11 protein-coding genes are annotated in these 15,876 nt (G+C 64.7%); 7 read left to right on the top strand and 4 right to left on the bottom strand.

Features of this window, described 5'->3' with window-relative positions; all coding sequences use genetic code 11:
• Positions 1-166 precede the first annotated feature (166 nt).
• The 4 genes from QCE73_RS04595 to QCE73_RS04580 all read left to right on the top strand — a co-directional run bounded on the left by QCE73_RS04595 (position 167) and on the right by QCE73_RS04580 (position 9,439).
• Positions 167-1,522, top strand: coding sequence for an MdtA/MuxA family multidrug efflux RND transporter periplasmic adaptor subunit (locus QCE73_RS04595; protein ID WP_309879962.1), 1,356 nt, complete (start codon positions 167-169; stop codon positions 1,520-1,522).
• A 27-nt stretch (positions 1,523-1,549) separates the two neighbouring features.
• The gene (locus tag QCE73_RS04590; RefSeq protein WP_035510464.1) at positions 1,550-4,669 is read left to right on the top strand and encodes an MdtB/MuxB family multidrug efflux RND transporter permease subunit; all 3,120 of its coding nucleotides are present in this window, start codon (positions 1,550-1,552) and stop codon (positions 4,667-4,669) included.
• 3 nt (positions 4,670-4,672) lie between these two features.
• The gene (locus tag QCE73_RS04585; protein ID WP_035510461.1) at positions 4,673-8,008 is read left to right on the top strand and encodes an efflux RND transporter permease subunit; all 3,336 of its coding nucleotides are present in this window, start codon (positions 4,673-4,675) and stop codon (positions 8,006-8,008) included.
• Between the two features lie 738 nt (positions 8,009-8,746).
• Positions 8,747-9,439: an SDR family oxidoreductase gene (locus QCE73_RS04580; RefSeq protein ID WP_309879960.1), complete on the top strand. Its 693-nt coding sequence runs from the start codon at positions 8,747-8,749 to the stop codon at positions 9,437-9,439.
• Here the strand turns inward: QCE73_RS04580 and kdpE are convergent.
• From kdpE to QCE73_RS04560, 4 genes are read right to left on the bottom strand one after another with little or no spacing between them, the layout of a single operon-like run.
• Positions 9,415-10,113 (bottom strand): two-component system response regulator KdpE, encoded by a 699-nt coding sequence (gene kdpE, locus QCE73_RS04575; RefSeq protein ID WP_035510430.1) that lies wholly within the window; start codon positions 10,111-10,113, stop codon positions 9,415-9,417. The genes QCE73_RS04580 and kdpE overlap by 25 nt on opposite strands.
• 48 nt (positions 10,114-10,161) lie before the next feature.
• Positions 10,162-11,136, bottom strand: coding sequence for a quinone oxidoreductase (locus QCE73_RS04570; protein WP_309879959.1), 975 nt, complete (start codon positions 11,134-11,136; stop codon positions 10,162-10,164).
• A 24-nt stretch (positions 11,137-11,160) separates the two neighbouring features.
• Positions 11,161-11,547, bottom strand: coding sequence for a methylglyoxal synthase (locus tag QCE73_RS04565; protein ID WP_035510424.1), 387 nt, complete (start codon positions 11,545-11,547; stop codon positions 11,161-11,163).
• A gap of 14 nt (positions 11,548-11,561) precedes the next feature.
• Positions 11,562-12,341, bottom strand: a complete 780-nt coding sequence (locus QCE73_RS04560) for an SDR family oxidoreductase (protein ID WP_187609441.1) — start codon at positions 12,339-12,341, stop codon at positions 11,562-11,564.
• Between the two features lie 241 nt (positions 12,342-12,582).
• On the opposite strand from QCE73_RS04560, the gene upp reads away from it, so the two are divergent.
• From upp to purD, 3 genes are all read left to right on the top strand, one after another.
• Entirely contained in the window at positions 12,583-13,236 is a 654-nt protein-coding gene (gene upp, locus QCE73_RS04555) for a uracil phosphoribosyltransferase (protein ID WP_035510419.1), read from the top strand.
• Between the two features lie 341 nt (positions 13,237-13,577).
• Positions 13,578-14,306: a YebC/PmpR family DNA-binding transcriptional regulator gene (locus QCE73_RS04550; protein ID WP_035510416.1), complete on the top strand. Its 729-nt coding sequence runs from the start codon at positions 13,578-13,580 to the stop codon at positions 14,304-14,306.
• A gap of 257 nt (positions 14,307-14,563) precedes the next feature.
• Positions 14,564-15,865 (top strand): phosphoribosylamine--glycine ligase, encoded by a 1,302-nt coding sequence (gene purD / locus QCE73_RS04545; RefSeq protein WP_035510454.1) that lies wholly within the window; start codon positions 14,564-14,566, stop codon positions 15,863-15,865.
• The last annotated feature ends 11 nt before the right edge of the window (positions 15,866-15,876 follow it).

Raw genomic sequence — 15,876 nt, 5'->3', positions numbered from 1 at the left:
CCTGATCGACAGGCAGGCTTTCCAGCCGCTTTCGACGGCCCCCGCATTCTCACGGCCTCCGCTTCGGTCACGGTTCATGCGCGCGGCGCATCGCCTTGCGCGTCCGAACCGCGACCGCCGCCCGTCCGCGCTCCGTACAGATTTGAAAGACCCAGCCACCGAACCGATGGACGACCAAAAGAATCCTTCCGCGCAACCGCGCCCGACGCCTCCAACGCCCGCCGCCTACGAACCCGCGCAACGGCGGCGCCGGATCGTCCCGCTCATCGTCGCGATGCTAATCGTCGCAGGCGCGATCGCATGGTGGCATCCGTGGAATCGCGGCAGCACTGGCGGCACGAACGCACCGCAGGACGCGCGTCAGGGCGGACGGCGCGGCGCGCAAGCGGCGAATCAGCCGCAACCGGTGCATGTGGCGACCGTCACACAAGGCGAAATGCCCGTCGTCATCAATTCGCTCGGCACCGTCACGCCGCTCGCGAACGTCACGGTCAAGACGCAGCTGAACGGCACGCTGGTCGATGTCGCCTTCAGGGAAGGCCAGATGGTCAAAAAGGGCGACGTGCTCGCGCAAATCGATCCGCGTCCGTATGAGATCTCGCTGCGCAACGCGGAAGGCGCGCTCGCGAAAGACCAGGCGTTGCTGCAGACCGCGCGGCTCGATTTGCAGCGCTATCAGACGCTGCTTTCGCAGGACTCCATCGCGAAGCAACAGGTCGACACGCAAGCGTCGCTCGTGAAGCAATACGAAGGCGCGGTGAAGTCCGATCAGGCGAATGTCGATACCTACAAGCTCGACCTGACCTACGCGCGCATCACCGCGCCGGTGTCGGGGCGCGTGGGTCTGCGTCAGGTCGATCCGGGCAACTACGTGACGACGGGCGACACCAACGGCGTCGTCGTCATCACGCAGTTGCAGCCGATCAGCGTGATCTTCACGACCTCCGAGGACAACCTCGCCGCCATTCTCAAGCCGCTGCACGCGGGCACGAAGATGTCGGTGACCGCGTACGACCGCGCGAACACGACGCCGCTCGAAGCGGGCTTCCTCGAAACCGTCGACAACCAGATCGACACGACCACCGGCACCGTGAAGCTGCGCGCCACCTTCGACAACAAGGAGAGCATGCTCTTCCCGAATCAGTTCGTGAACACGAAGCTGCTCGTCGATGTGATCAAAAACGCGACCATCGTGCCCACTTCCGCGGTGCTGAACGGCTCGTCCGGTGCGTTCGTGTATGTCGTGAAGCCGGACAACACCGTCACGGTGCGCAACGTGAAGACCGGTCCGGTCGATGGCGAGCGCACCAGCATCAAGTCCGGGCTGCAAACGGGCGAGCGCGTGGTGATCGACGGCTCCGACCGCCTGAAGGAAGGCGCGAAGATCACGATCCCGGCCGAGAAGGCGAAGGCGGCGTCGGCTGCGTCCGGTGCGTCCGGCGCATCGGCGGCCGCGCCGGCTTCGGCGGCATCGGGCGCACGGCATGGCGGGCATCGACGTCAGCAGCCGCAGCAGCAGTAACCGCAGGCATCACGTAATGAATCCGGCATGAACCCATCTCGCATTTTTATTCTGCGTCCGGTCGGCACGGCGCTCCTGATGGCGGCGATCATGCTGGTCGGCCTCGTCGCGCTGCGCTTTTTGCCGCTCTCGGCGCTGCCCGCCGTCGACTATCCGACGATCCAGGTCCAGACGTTCTATCCGGGCGCTTCGCCGGATGTGATGACATCGAGCGTCACCGCGCCGCTCGAAAAGCAGTTCGGGCAGATGGCGAGCCTGAACCAGATGTCGTCGCAAAGTTCGGCGGGCGCATCGGTGATCACGCTGCAGTTCAGCCTCGATTTGCCGCTCGATATCGCCGAGCAGGAAGTGCAGGCGGCGATCAACGCGGCGGGCAACCTGCTGCCGTCCGACCTTCCCGCGCCGCCGATCTACGCGAAGGTGAACCCCGCCGACGCGCCGATCATGACGCTCGCGGTAAGCTCGAAAACATTGCCGCTCACGCAGGTCCAGGATCTCGCCGACACGCGCCTCGCGCAGAAAATCTCGCAGGTCGCGGGCGTGGGCCTCGTGTCGGTGAGCGGCGGCAATCGTCCCGCCGTGCGTATCCGGGCGAACACGCGCGCGCTCGCATCGTACGGTCTCAACATCGACGACCTGCGCACGACGATTTCGAACCTCAACGTCAACACGCCGAAGGGCAACTTCGACGGCCCGACGCGCGCCTACACGATCAACGCGAACGACCAGCTCACCGACGCCGACGCCTACAAGAGCGCGGTGGTCGCCTATCGCAACGGCCGCCCGGTCATGCTGACGGACGTCGCGACCATCGTGCAGGGCCCGGAGAACACGAAGCTCGGCGCGTGGGTCGATGCGACACCCGCGATCATCCTGAACGTGCAGCGCCAGCCGGGCGCGAACGTGATCGCGGTCGTCGACGGCATTAAGAAAATCCTGCCGCAGTTGCAGCAGGCGCTGCCGGCCGCGCTCGACGTGCGCGTCGTGACGGACCGCACCACGACCATCCGCGCATCGGTGCGCGACGTGCAGTTCGAGCTCGCGCTCTCCGTCGTGCTGGTCGTGCTGGTGATCTATTTGTTCCTCGCGAACGTCTACGCGACCATCATCCCCAGCTTGTCGGTGCCGCTCTCGCTCGTCGGCACGCTCGCGATCATGTATCTGTGCGGCTTCTCGCTCGACAATCTCTCGCTGATGGCGCTGACCATCGCGACAGGCTTCGTCGTCGACGACGCCATCGTGATGATCGAGAACATCGCGCGCTATGTCGAGGAAGGCGAACCGCCGCTCGAAGCCGCGTTGAAGGGATCGAAGCAGATCGGCTTCACCATCATCTCGCTGACGGTTTCGCTCATCGCCGTGCTGATTCCGCTGCTCTTCATGGGCGACGTGGTCGGCCGCCTGTTCCACGAATTCGCGATCACGCTCGCGGTGACCATCGTCATTTCGGCGATCGTCTCGCTCACGCTCGTGCCGATGATGTGCGCCAAGCTTCTGCGCCACACGCCGCCGAAAGAGAGCAAGCGCTTCGAGGCGCGCGCGCACCAGTTCATCGATTACGTGATCGGGCGTTATGCGGTCGCGCTGACCTGGGTGCTTGAGCGTCAACGCGCGACGCTCTTCGTGTTCGTGCTCACGCTCGTTTTCACCGCCGTGCTGTACGTCTACATTCCGAAGGGCTTCTTTCCGACGCAGGACACCGGCGTGATCCAGGCGATCACGCAGGCGCCGCAGGCGGCGTCGTATCAGGCCGTCGCGGAGCAGCAGCAGGCGCTCGCGCAGAAAATCCTGCAGAACCCGGACGTGGAAAGCCTGACCTCGTTCGTCGGTGTCGATGGCACGAACATCACGCTCAATAGCGGGCGCATGCTCATCAACCTGAAGCCGCGCGACGACCGCAGCAATACGTCGAGCGACATCATCCGCAACATTCAGGGCGAAGTCGCGGACATTCCCGGCATCAAGCTCTACATGCAGCCGGTGCAGGACCTGACGATCGATTCGACCGTCAGCCCGACGCAATACCAGTTCATGCTGACGGACCCGAATCCCTCCGAATTCGCCGAATGGGTGCCGAAGCTCGTCGAGCGCCTGCAACACACGTCGGTCCTCACCGATGTGGCCACCGATCTGCAGCAGAACGGCCAGTCGGTGTATATCGAGATCGACCGCGCGACCGCCGCGCGCTTCGGCATCACGCCCGCGACCGTCGACAACGCGCTCTACGACGCATTCGGCCAGCGCATCATCTCGACCATCTTCACGCAGTCGAACCAGTACCGCGTGATTCTCGAAGCGGAACCTTCTGACGCGCACTACAGCGACACGCTCAACGGCATCTACCTGCCCTCTTCCACCGCGAGCAACGGGCAGGTGCCGCTCTCGGCCATCGCGAAGTTCCATGAACGCGCAGCGCCGCTGCTCGTCACGCACCTCGGCCAGTTCCCGGCGACGACCGTCTCCTTCAATCTCGCCAAGGGCGCGTCGCTCGGCGAAGCGGTAAAGGCTATCGAGCAGGCGAAGGAGGACATCGGCCTGCCCGCGTCGTTCCAGATCCGCTTCCAGGGCGCGGCGCTCGCGTTCCAGGCGTCGCTGTCGAACGAACTGTTCCTGATTCTCGCGGCCATCGTGACGATGTACATCGTGCTCGGCGTGCTGTACGAGAGCTTCATCCATCCGATCACCATTCTCTCGACGCTGCCGTCCGCGGGCGTCGGCGCGCTGCTCTCGCTGATGATCACCGGGCACGATCTCGACATCATCGGGATCATCGGCATCGTGCTCCTGATCGGCATCGTGAAGAAGAACGCGATCATGATGATCGACTTCGCGCTCGAAGCCGAACGCGACCAGGGCAAGTCGCCGCGCGAGGCGATCTTCCAGGCGTCACTGTTGCGCTTCCGCCCGATTCTCATGACGACGATGGCCGCGCTCCTCGGTGCGTTGCCGCTGATGCTCGGCTGGGGCGCGGGCTCGGAGCTGCGGCATCCGCTCGGCATTGCGATCGTCGGCGGTCTGATCGTGTCGCAATTGCTCACGCTCTTCACGACGCCGGTGATCTATCTCGGCTTCGATTCGCTCGCCCGCAAGCTGCGCGCGCGTTTTCATCGAGGCACGCCCCCGGCGCCGGCGAGTGAGGGACGCTGAGCCATGAACCTGTCGCGCATCTTCATCGCCCGGCCGGTCGCGACGACGCTGCTCGCCGTCGGCATCGCGCTCGCGGGCATGTTCGCGTTCGTGCGGCTTCCCGTGGCGCCGTTGCCGCAGGTCGATTTTCCGACGATCTCCGTGCAGGCATCGCTGCCCGGCGCGAGCCCGGAGACGGTTGCGACGAGCGTCGCGAGCCCGCTTGAGCGGCATCTCGGCACCATCGCCGACGTGAGCGAGATGACGTCGATGAGCTCGGTCGGCTCGACGCGCATCACGCTGCAATTCGGCCTCAACCGCGATATCGACGGCGCCGCCCGCGACGTGCAGGCCGCGATCAACGCCGCACGCGCCGATCTGCCGACCTCGCTGCGCCAGAACCCGACGTATCACAAGGTCAATCCCGCCGACGCGCCTATTCTCGTGCTCGCGCTCTCGTCGCCCACGCGCACGGCGGGCTCGCTTTACGATTCCGCCGCGACCGTGCTGCAGCAGACGCTATCGACGGTGCCGGGCGTCGGCGAAGTCGATGTGAGCGGCTCCGCGAATCCGGCGGTGCGCGTCGAACTGGAGCCGGGCGCGCTCTTTCACTACGGCATCGGGCTGGAGGACGTGCGCGCCGCGCTCGCGTCGGCGAACGCGAACAGCCCAAAGGGCGCGATCGAGTTCAAGGGCACCCGCGTTCAGCTCTACACCAACGATCAGGCGAGCAAGGCTTCGCAATACAAGGATCTCGTCGTCGCGTACCGCAACGGCTCGGCAGTGAAGCTCTCGGATGTCGGCGAAGTGGTCGATTCGGTCGAAGACCTGCGCAACCTCGGCCTCATCAACAACAAGCGCGCGGTGCTCGTGATTCTGTATCGACAGCCGGGCGCGAACATCATCGAAACCATCGACCGGGTGAAGTCGATGCTGCCGCAACTGCAGGCGGCGCTGCCCGCCGACGTGCAGATCACGCCGACCGCCGACCGCTCGACCACCATCCGCTCGTCGCTGCACGATACCGAGCTGACGCTCGTGATCGCGGTCGCGCTCGTCGTGATGGTCGTGTTCCTGTTTCTGCGCAACTGGCGCGCCACGTTGATACCGAGCGTCGCCGTGCCGATTTCGATCATCGGCACCTTCGCGGCGATGTATCTGCTCGGCTTCTCGCTCGACAACCTCTCGCTGATGGCGCTGACCATCGCGACGGGCTTCGTCGTCGATGATGCGATCGTGGTGCTGGAGAACATCACGCGGCATGTGGAGAAAGGCGTGCCGCGCATGGAGGCCGCCATACTCGGCGCGCGCGAAGTCGGCTTCACGGTGTTGTCGATCAGCGTGTCGCTCGTCGCGGTGTTCCTGCCCATTCTGCTGATGGGCGGCATCGTCGGGCGGCTGTTCCGCGAGTTCGCGCTGACGCTTTCGCTCGCGATCGCGGTGTCGCTCGTCGTGTCGCTGACCGTCACGCCGATGATGTGCTCGCGCCTTCTTCAGGAACCGCACGATCGCAAGGAAGAAGGCCGCGTCGCGCGCTGGCTGGAGCGTCAGTTCGACCGCATGCAGCGCGCCTACGCGCGCACGCTCGGCTGGGCGCTCGCGCATCCGCGCACGATTCTCCTGGTCTTGCTCGCGACCATCGGGCTGAATATTTATCTGTATGTCATCGTGCCGAAGGGCTTTTTTCCGCAGCAGGACACGGGGCGCATCATCGGCGGCATTCAGGCGGACCAGAGCACGTCGTTCCAGGCGATGAAGGTCAAGTTCGCGGAGATGATGAAGATCGTCGAGGCGGACCCGGCCGTCGATAGCGTCGCAGGCTTCACCGGCGGGCGTTCGACCAATTCGGGCTTCATGTTCATCTCCCTCAAGCCGAAGAGCGAGCGCAAGGTGTCCGCCGATCAGGTGATCAACCGCTTGCGCAAGCCGCTCGCGGACGTCGCGGGGGCGCGCACCTTCCTGCAGGCAGTGCAGGATATTCGCGTCGGCGGGCGGCAGTCGAACGCGCAATATCAGTTCACGCTGTTGTCCGACACGACATCCGATCTCTACAAGTGGGGGCCGCTCCTCACCGACGCGCTGCAAAAGCGGCCCGAGCTCACCGACGTCAACTCCGACCAGCAACAGGGCGGCCTCGAAGCGATGGTCACGTTCGACCGCTCGACGGCCGCACGTCTCGGCATCAAGCCCGCGCAGATCGACAACACGCTCTACGACGCGTTCGGCCAGCGTCAGGTATCGACCATCTACAACCCGCTGTCGCAGTATCACGTGGTGATGGAGCTCGCACCGAAGTACTGGCAGGACCCGGAGACGCTCAAGCAGCTCTACATCAGCACGTCGGGCGGCACGGCGAGCGGTTCGGCGTCGACGCAATCGACCACGACCTCCGGCACGACCTCGACCGCATCCACTGCCGCGACCGGATCGACCGGCGCGGGCGGAACATCGACGAGCACGAGCGACACCACGGCCGCCCTCGCGCTCGCCGCGGTGAAGAACTCCGCCACGAACGCGATTGCGGCGACGGGCAAGAACGGTTCGTCGTCGGGCGCGGCGGTATCGACATCGAAGGAAACGATGGTCCCGCTGTCGGCCATCGCGAAGTTCGGGCCGGGCAATACGCCGCTTTCGGTGAATCACCAGAGCCAGTTCGTCGCGTCGACGATCTCGTTCAATCTTCCGCCGGGCAAGTCCCTGTCCGACGCGACGGCCGCCATCTACGAAACGATGGCCGAGATCGGCGTGCCGCAGACCATCCACGGCAGTTTCCAGGGCACGGCGCAGGCGTTCCAGCAATCGCTCAACGACCAGCCGCTTTTGATTCTTGCGGCGCTGGCGGCGGTTTATATCGTGCTCGGCATTTTGTACGAGAGCTATATCCACCCGATCACGATTCTTTCGACGCTGCCGTCCGCGGGTATCGGCGCGCTGCTCGCGCTGCTGCTGTTCAAGACGGAGTTCAGCATCATTGCGTTGATCGCGGTGATTCTGCTTATCGGTATCGTGAAGAAGAACGCGATCATGATGGTCGATTTCGCGATCGAGGCGACGCGGCATGGTGCGCAGACGCCGCAGGACGCGATTCGTGAAGCGTGTCTATTGCGCTTTCGCCCGATCATGATGACGACCGCCGCCGCGTTGCTCGGCGCGTTGCCGCTCGCGTTCGGTACCGGAGAAGGGTCGGAGATGCGCGCGCCGCTTGGGATCGCGATTGTCGGCGGGTTGATCGTTAGTCAGATGTTGACGCTTTATACGACGCCTGTTGTTTATCTTTATATGGATCGGTTTCGTATTCGTGCCGAGGCGCGGCGCGCTCGGCGGCTGGGGCGTGGGCGGCCTGCTAATGCGGTGGAGTGAATTGTCTTCTTCGCTTTCGCTCGGTCCCGTTATCGTGTCGGTCTATTAGCACTGCCCCTCCCCGGGGCGGGGGTCACTTTCTTTGCTGCTGCAAAGAAAGTAACCAAAGAAAGCAGCTCGTTCAAGCCCGCGGTCACACGCACGTTGGCGATGCTTGCCAGCCGCAGGCGGCACTCGCCTAAGTGTCGCCCCCAAAGGACTAACCGGGTTTGGCTCGCGCACGGTCTGCCGCCCCAAATGTTTAAGCGCGCTGGTTCAGCACGAAAGAGCTTCGGCACAGCGCTACGCGCTGCCGTGGGGTTTGCGAAGGAAACCGTCGAAGAAGAAGCGCGCGCAAACCGGATTGACCCATTGGCCGCGAAGCGGGCTGGAGCCATTTGGTGCTGAACCAGTGAAGCAAGCGGCGCGATGTGTCAGACCGTGCGCGAGCCAAGCCCGGTTGGTCCTTCGAAGGCGACACTTAGGCGAGTGCCGCCTGCGGCTGGCAAGCATGGCCAAACTGCGTGTGACCGTGGGCTTAAACGAGCTGTTTCTTTGGTTACTTTCTTTGCAGCAGCAAAGAAAGTGACTGCCGCCCCGCACAGGGGCAGTGCTAATAGACCGACACGAAACCGGGACCCAGCGAAAAACCAAAATTGCTGCAAACGCAAATACAACCCCCAGCGCACCGCGCAAAAATCGCCTACTTTGTCGGGTAAAGGCTAGCCACAAACACCGTGGCAAAGGACGCATCCCCGCATGAAAACGCCAAAGGTTCTGCTGATCGGCGCCCACGGCCGCACGGGCCGACTGATCGCGCAGCGTCTCCACGCCGAAGCCATGCCCTTCCGCGCCATGCTGCGCAAATCCGCCCACAAGAGCGAACTCGCCGCGATGGGCGCCGAAATCCTCCTCGGCGATCTCACCAACGACTTCTCCCACGCCTTCGACGACATCACGCACGTGATCTACGCGGCCGGATCGGCGGAAACGGACAGCGTGCACGAGCAACGCGCGATCGACCGCGATGCCGTCATGCGCACCGCCGACTCCGCAAAACGCCGCCGCGTGCAGCAACTCATCGTCATCAGCGCGCTGTCGGCGTTCTACCCCGAGCGCAGCGGGTTCGCACTGCGCCACTACTCGCGCATGAAGCGCGAAGCCGACGAATACGTCGCGCATCGCGGCGTGCCTTACGCGATTCTCCGGCCCGGACCGATATCGGACGAACCGGCGCACGGCGCGATCGCGCTCGCCGGCGAACTCACGAAGCACAAGCCCGAGGTCTCGCGCGCCGACGTCGCGCGCATCGCGCTGCAATGCGTGACATGCGGCATCAGCAATCGAATGATCGCGTTCGTCGGCGGCGACGAGCCCATCGACATCGTGCTCGATTCGCTCAGGCTCGAACCCGCGCACACGATCCGTCACGCCGCGCCGACGAGCCTGTAGCCGACGCCCGTTTCCGTCACGATATGCTCGGGTTGCGCGGGATCGCGCTCCAGCTTCTGGCGCAGATGCGCCATGTAGATGCGCAAGTAATGCGGACTTTCGACATGCGACGGCCCCCACACCTCCACCAGCAATTGCCGATGCGTCAACACGCGCCCCGCGTGCCGCACGAGCGTCGATAGCAGACGATATTCGATCGGCGTCAGATGCACGTTCTCGCCGTTCTTCACGACACGGCGCAGCGCGAGATCGACGCTCACGTCGCCGAACGCGACGACCGGCGTCTCCGACGCCTGCGCCTGATTGCGCCGCCGCAGATGCGCGCGAATCCGCGCCATCAGTTCCGAAACGCCGAAGGGCTTCGTCAGGTAATCGTCGGCGCCGGCGTCGAGCGCGGCCACTTTCTCTTCTTCCTGCGTGCGCGCCGACAGCACGATGATCGGCAACTCCGTCCAGCCGCGCAGCTCGCGGATCACGTCGATGCCGTCGGTATCGGGCAAACCGAGATCGACGATCACGAGATCGGGCTTGCGCGTCGCCGCTTCGACGAGACCCTTCTGTCCCGTCTCCGCTTCGTGGACCGTCATGCCCTGCGCTTCGAGCGATACGCGCACGAAGCGGCGAATCTGCTTGTCGTCCTCGATCAGGACGACGGTGAAGGACGGCTCGCTCATGGTTTTTTAGTTGCTCGTTATGGTGACGAACCGCCCTTCGGCGCGACTTCAGGGCAGGAGAATCGTCGAGCCGGTCGTCTTGCGCGCTTCGAGGTCTTCGTGCGCGCGCGCCGCATCGGACAAGGGATAGCGCTGGCGCACGTTCGTCTTCACCTTGCCCGACGAAACGACGTCGAACAGTTCCGCCGCCATCGTATCGAGATCGCTGCGCTTGGCGATGTAGCTGAAAAGCGTCGGCCGCGTGAAATACAGCGAGCCGCGCCCCGCAAGCTCCGACGAATCGAGCGGCGGCAGCGGTCCCGACGAATTGCCGAAGCTGACGAAGAGGCCGAGCGGCGCGAGGCAATCGAGCGAGGCGATGTACGTGTCCTTGCCGATCGAATCGTAGACCACCGGCACGCCCGCGCCGTTGGTGATTTCGCGCACGCGCTGCGTGAAATTCTCGCGCGTGTAGACGATCGGGTAATCGCAGCCGTGCGCCTTCGCCAGTTCGGCTTTCTCGTCCGAACCGACGGTGCCGATCACCGTCGCGCCGAGCGCCTTCGCCCACTGGCATGCAAGCATGCCGACGCCGCCCGCCGCCGCGTGGATCAGCACGGTATCGCCCGCTTTCACGCGATACGTCCGCCGCAGCAGATACTGCGCGGTCAGGCCTTGCAGCATGATCGACGCGGCGTCTTCGTAGCCGATCGCATCGGGCAACTTGACGACGTAGTCCGCCGACATCACGCGCTCTTCGGCATACGCGCCCGGCGGACGCGACGCATACGCGACGCGATCGCCCGGCTTGAACTGCGTGACGCCCTCGCCCACCGCCGTCACCTCGCCGGCGCCTTCCATGCCGAGACCGCCGGGCAGCGGCATCGGATAGAGGCCGGTGCGGAAGTACACGTCGATGAAATTCAGCCCCACCGCATGATGCTTCACGCGAATCTCGCCCTTGCCCGGCGCCCCCACGTCCACGTCGACCCATTTCATGACTTCCGGGCCGCCTGCCTTGTCGAATCGGATTGCCTTGGTCATCGCTCGTTCGTCTCCTTCGGTTCGTCAGGCCCGCGCAAAACGCAGGCGCAGGTCGTCGAGAATCATGCGCGCCGTCGCGATGTTGGTCGCGCACGGCACGTTGTGCACGTCGCAGGCGCGCACGAGCGCGTTGATGTCCGGCTCGTGCGGCTGCGGGGTCATCGGGTCGCGCAGGAAGATCACGATATTCACGCGGCCCTCCGCCAGTTCCGCCCCGATCTGCAAGTCGCCGCCGTGCGGCCCGGAGAGCTTGCGCTCGATCTCCAGCCCGTGCGCCGCCGCGATGCGTCCGCCGGTCGTGCCGGTCGCAACGAGATCGCATTGCGCGAGCGTGTCGACGAACTCGCCCGCGAGCGTGACGATGTCGTCCTTCTTCATGTCGTGCGCGATCAGCGCGACGCGTGTGGTCATGTGCGTGTCCTTGGTCAGTACGTGCCGGGGTAAGCGCCGCCGTCGATCAGCAGGTTCTGACCGGTGATATAGCCCGCGTGCACGCTGCATAGAAACGCGCACGCACGGCCGAATTCCTCCGACGTGCCGAACCGTCCGGCGGGCAGACTCTGCGCACGGCGCGCGCGCATGTCCTCGATCGAGATGTTCTGCGCCTTCGCCTGCGCTTCCATCGTCACGGCGATGCGGTCGGTGTCGAAGGTGCCCGGCAGCAGATTGTTGATCGTGACGCCGGTGGACGCCACCTTGCGCGCGACGCCCGCGACGAAGCCCGTGAGCCCGGAGCGCGCGCCGTTGGACAGGCCGAGCACATCGATCGGCGCTTTCACCGACGAACTCGTGATATTCACGATACGCCCGAAGCCGCGCCCGATCATGCCGTCGATGGTCGCCTTGATCAGCTCGATCGGCGTCAGCATGTTGCCTTCCAGCGCCTTGATCCACATGTCGTGCGTGAAGGTGCGGAAGTCGCCCGGCGGCGGCCCGCCCGCGTTGTTGACCAGAATATCGGGCGATGGGCACGCGGCGAGCGCGGCGGCGTGGCCTTCGGGCGTCGTGATGTCGCCCGCGACCGTCGTGACGGTCACGCCGTATTGCGCGCGGATGTGCGCGGCCGTCGCTTCGAGCGTTTCCGCCGTGCGCGCGGTGATGACCAGATTCACGCCCTCGGCGGCGAGCGCTTCGGCGCAGCCTCGTCCGAGGCCCTTGCTCGCCGCGCACACCAGCGCGGTGCGGCCCGCGATTCCCATATCCATCGTCGATCCTCCAGTTTTGTTTATGCGTTGGTCGAACATGCGCGCCGTGGCGCACGCGGGTCTCATGTCTATCGCGCAATTCTAGAAGAATCGGGGCGGCAACGTCGGCGGCCGTATGGAACGAGGCGCGCGATTCTTCTTAGGTGCGGGCGGGCTTTTGGGTAAACTGTCGCCACTGTCGCTCCCCGAGCGTCGCAGGCAGAACATCACACGAGCAGGACGCGCCGCGCGCGCGAGACCCATGAAACAAGACAGCCGCTTTCCCAATCTCTTCATCCTCGATCACCCGCTGATCCAGCACAAGCTCACCCACATGCGCGACAAGGACACGTCGACGCGCACGTTCCGCGAGCTGCTGCGGGAAATCACGCTGCTGATGGGCTATGAAATCACGCGCAACCTGCCGCTCACGACCAAACGCGTGGAAACGCCGCTCGTCGATATCGACGCGCCCGTGATCGCCGGCAAGAAGCTCGCGATCGTGCCGGTGCTGCGCGCGGGCATCGGCATGTCGGACGGCCTGCTCGATCTGGTGCCGTCGGCGCGCGTCGGGCATATCGGCGTGTATCGGGCGGAGGATCATCGCCCGGTCGAGTATCTCGTGCGCCTGCCGCCCGATCTGGAAGAGCGCGTCTTCATCCTGTGCGATCCGATGGTCGCGACGGGCTACTCGGCGGTGCACGCCGTCGACGTGATGAAGCGCCGCAATGTGCTGAGCGAGAACATCGTGTTCGTCGCGCTGGTCGCGGCGCCGGAAGGCGTCAAGGTGTTCCAGGACGCGCATCCGGATGTGAAGCTCTACGTGGCGTCGCTCGACTCGCATCTGAACGAGCATGCGTATATCGTTCCGGGCCTCGGCGACGCGGGCGACCGCCTGTTCGGCACGAAGAACTGAGCGTCCGTTTCATTCCGGGTTTTCGCCTTCGACCGCCGCGCCATCCGCGCGGCGGTTTGCGTTTACCGCCGCCTTTGCACGATTTCGCCGCGATTCGCCGGAATTTCACGCGGTTTGCATCATTTTTCCCGTTTCGGCCGGCGCGCAGCGGTTCTGGGAGCGTGCGCCGCCATGCTAAAATTTCGGTCTGCTCCTATTCGGGTAACGCCGGATCCGACGATCCGCGAGCGAACCCGCAGCCGCCTGAGAAGGATGGCGCGGACAGACACATTCGGCATCAAAGCAAGCACGACAGCACACTAGGCGCACGGCTCGACGCCCGAGCGCGATGGAGAAAGGTAATGGCGGGTCATTCCAAATGGGCCAACATCAAGCATAAGAAAGCCGCGGCCGACGCGAAGAAGGGCAAGGTCTGGACGCGCCTCATCAAGGAAATCCAGGTGGCGGCGCGCATGGGCGGCGGCGAGGCCGATTCGAACCCGCGCCTGCGCCTGGCCGTGGACAAGGCCTATGACGCCAACATGCCGAAGGACAACATCAACCGCGCGATCCAGCGCGGCGTCGGCGGCGTCGATGGCGCGAACTACGAAGAAATCCGCTACGAAGGCTACGGCATCGGCGGCGCGGCGATCATCGTCGACACGATGACGGACAACCGCACCCGCACCGTCGCGGAAGTGCGCCACGCGTTCTCGAAGTTCGGCGGCAACATGGGCACGGACGGCTCGGTGTCGTTCATGTTCGATCACGTCGGCCAGTTCCTGTTCGCGCCCGGCACGCCGGAAGACAAGCTGATGGACGCGGCGCTCGAAGCCGGCGCGGACGACGTGGTGACGAACGAGGACGGCAGCATCGAAGTGATTTGCCCGCCGAACGATTTTCAGAAGGTGAAGGACGCGCTCGAAGCCGCGGGCTTCAAGGCCGAACTCGCCGAAGTGACGATGAAACCGCAGACGGAAGTCGAATTCACCGGCGACGACGCAGCGAAGATGCAAAAACTGCTCGACGCGCTCGAAAATCTCGACGACGTGCAGGAAGTCTATACAAACGCCGCGATCAACGAAGACTGAGCTTCGCATCGCGCGGGGCGCGGCGCAAACGAAAGCCGCCCCGCCCCGCATGGAACATCTTTCGCTTCGGCTCGCATGCCGGAGCAGCGCCGCGCGATCTTTGCGGCGCGGCATCGCCCCTGGAAGGCGCGTGACGCAGCCGATGTCAGCGCGAGCCGCCTTCGCGACGCATCGACCGCCGTCATGCGCGCAAGTCAGGGGCCATGCGCCCGCCGCTTTTTCTCAAGCCGCTTTTTGTCAGGATTTCGGGGATTCAAATGAAGTTACTCGTCGTCGGTTCCGGCGGCCGCGAACACGCGCTGGCCTGGAAGCTCGCGCAATCGCCGCGCGTGCAGATCGTCTATGTGGCGCCGGGCAACGGTGGCACCGCGCAGGACGAGCGTCTGCGCAACGTCGACATCACGGACCCGGCGGAACTCGCCGATTTCGTCGAGAAGGAGCATGTCGCGTTCACGCTCGTCGGGCCGGAGCAGCCGCTCGCCGCGGGCATCGTCAATCTGTTCCGCTCGCGCGGCCTGAAAATCTTCGGGCCGAGCCGGGAAGCCGCCCAGCTCGAAAGCTCGAAGGACTTCGCGAAGGCGTTCATGAAGCGCCACAACATCCCGACGGCCGAGTACGAAACCTTCTCCGACACCGCCGCCGCGCACGCGTATATCGACGCGAAAGGCGCGCCGATCGTCGTCAAGGCGGACGGGCTCGCGGCCGGCAAGGGCGTCGTCGTGGCGATGACCCTGGAAGAGGCGCACGCCGCCGTCGATTCCATGCTCGCCGACAACAAGCTCGGCGACGCGGGCGCGCGCGTCGTGATCGAGGAATTTCTCGCGGGCGAGGAAGCGAGCTTCATCGTGATGGTGGACGGCAAGCACGTGCTCGCGCTCGCGTCCAGCCAAGACCACAAACGCCTGCTCGACGGCGACAAGGGTCCGAACACGGGCGGCATGGGCGCCTACTCGCCCGCGCCGATCGTCACGCCGCAACTGCACGCGCGCGTGATGCGCGAAATCATCCAGCCGACGGTGCGCGGCATGGAAGGCGAAGGCATCCGCTTCACCGGCTTCCTGTACGCCGGCCTGATGATCGACGCGAACGGCAATCCGAAAACGCTCGAATTCAACTGCCGCATGGGCGATCCGGAGACGCAGCCGATCATGGCGCGCCTGAAGGGCGACTTCTCGAAGGTCGTGGAAATGGCGATCGACGGCAAACTCGACACCGTCGATCTCGACTGGGACCGCCGTACGGCGCTCGGTGTCGTGCTCGCGGCGCACAACTATCCGGAGACGCCGCGCAAGGGCGACCGCATCAACGGCATTCCGGCGGAAACCGAGAATTCCGTCACTTTCCATGCGGGCACCACGCTTACCGACGGGAAACTCACGACCTCGGGCGGACGCGTGCTGTGCGTCGTCGGTCTGGCGGATTCCGTGCGCGGCGCGCAATCCGTGGTCTACGATACAGTCAACCAGATTTCCTTCGACGGCATGCAATACCGCCGGGACATCGGCTATCGGGCGGTGAACCGCAAGCAGTCGGCGGACAAGCCTGCCGACAAGCACTGAAGCGGCACCGC

Origin of the sequence: Caballeronia sp. LZ029 (genome assembly GCF_031451275.1) — a bacterium.
GTDB classification, from domain to species: Bacteria; Pseudomonadota; Gammaproteobacteria; order Burkholderiales; family Burkholderiaceae; genus Caballeronia; species Caballeronia jiangsuensis.
Note: the sequence above shows the minus strand (reverse complement) of the source record. Positions and strands in the feature narration are given on the sequence as shown.

Bases quoted from the DNA above. Each gene is read 5' to 3' on its own strand.
- kdpE (WP_035510430.1), bottom strand. From the start codon at position 10,113: ATGAGCGAGCCGTCCTTCACCGTCGTCCTGATCGAGGACGACAAGCAG.
- QCE73_RS04590 (WP_035510464.1), top strand. From the start codon at position 1,550: ATGAACCCATCTCGCATTTTTATTCTGCGTCCGGTCGGCACGGCGCTC.
- upp (WP_035510419.1), top strand. From the start codon at position 12,583: ATGAAACAAGACAGCCGCTTTCCCAATCTCTTCATCCTCGATCACCCG.
- QCE73_RS04585 (WP_035510461.1), top strand. From the start codon at position 4,673: ATGAACCTGTCGCGCATCTTCATCGCCCGGCCGGTCGCGACGACGCTG.
- QCE73_RS04580 (WP_309879960.1), top strand. From the start codon at position 8,747: ATGAAAACGCCAAAGGTTCTGCTGATCGGCGCCCACGGCCGCACGGGC.
- QCE73_RS04560 (WP_187609441.1), bottom strand. From the start codon at position 12,341: ATGGATATGGGAATCGCGGGCCGCACCGCGCTGGTGTGCGCGGCGAGC.
- QCE73_RS04570 (WP_309879959.1), bottom strand. From the start codon at position 11,136: ATGACCAAGGCAATCCGATTCGACAAGGCAGGCGGCCCGGAAGTCATG.
- QCE73_RS04595 (WP_309879962.1), top strand. From the start codon at position 167: ATGGACGACCAAAAGAATCCTTCCGCGCAACCGCGCCCGACGCCTCCA.
- QCE73_RS04550 (WP_035510416.1), top strand. From the start codon at position 13,578: ATGGCGGGTCATTCCAAATGGGCCAACATCAAGCATAAGAAAGCCGCG.
- QCE73_RS04565 (WP_035510424.1), bottom strand. From the start codon at position 11,547: ATGACCACACGCGTCGCGCTGATCGCGCACGACATGAAGAAGGACGAC.
- purD (WP_035510454.1), top strand. From the start codon at position 14,564: ATGAAGTTACTCGTCGTCGGTTCCGGCGGCCGCGAACACGCGCTGGCC.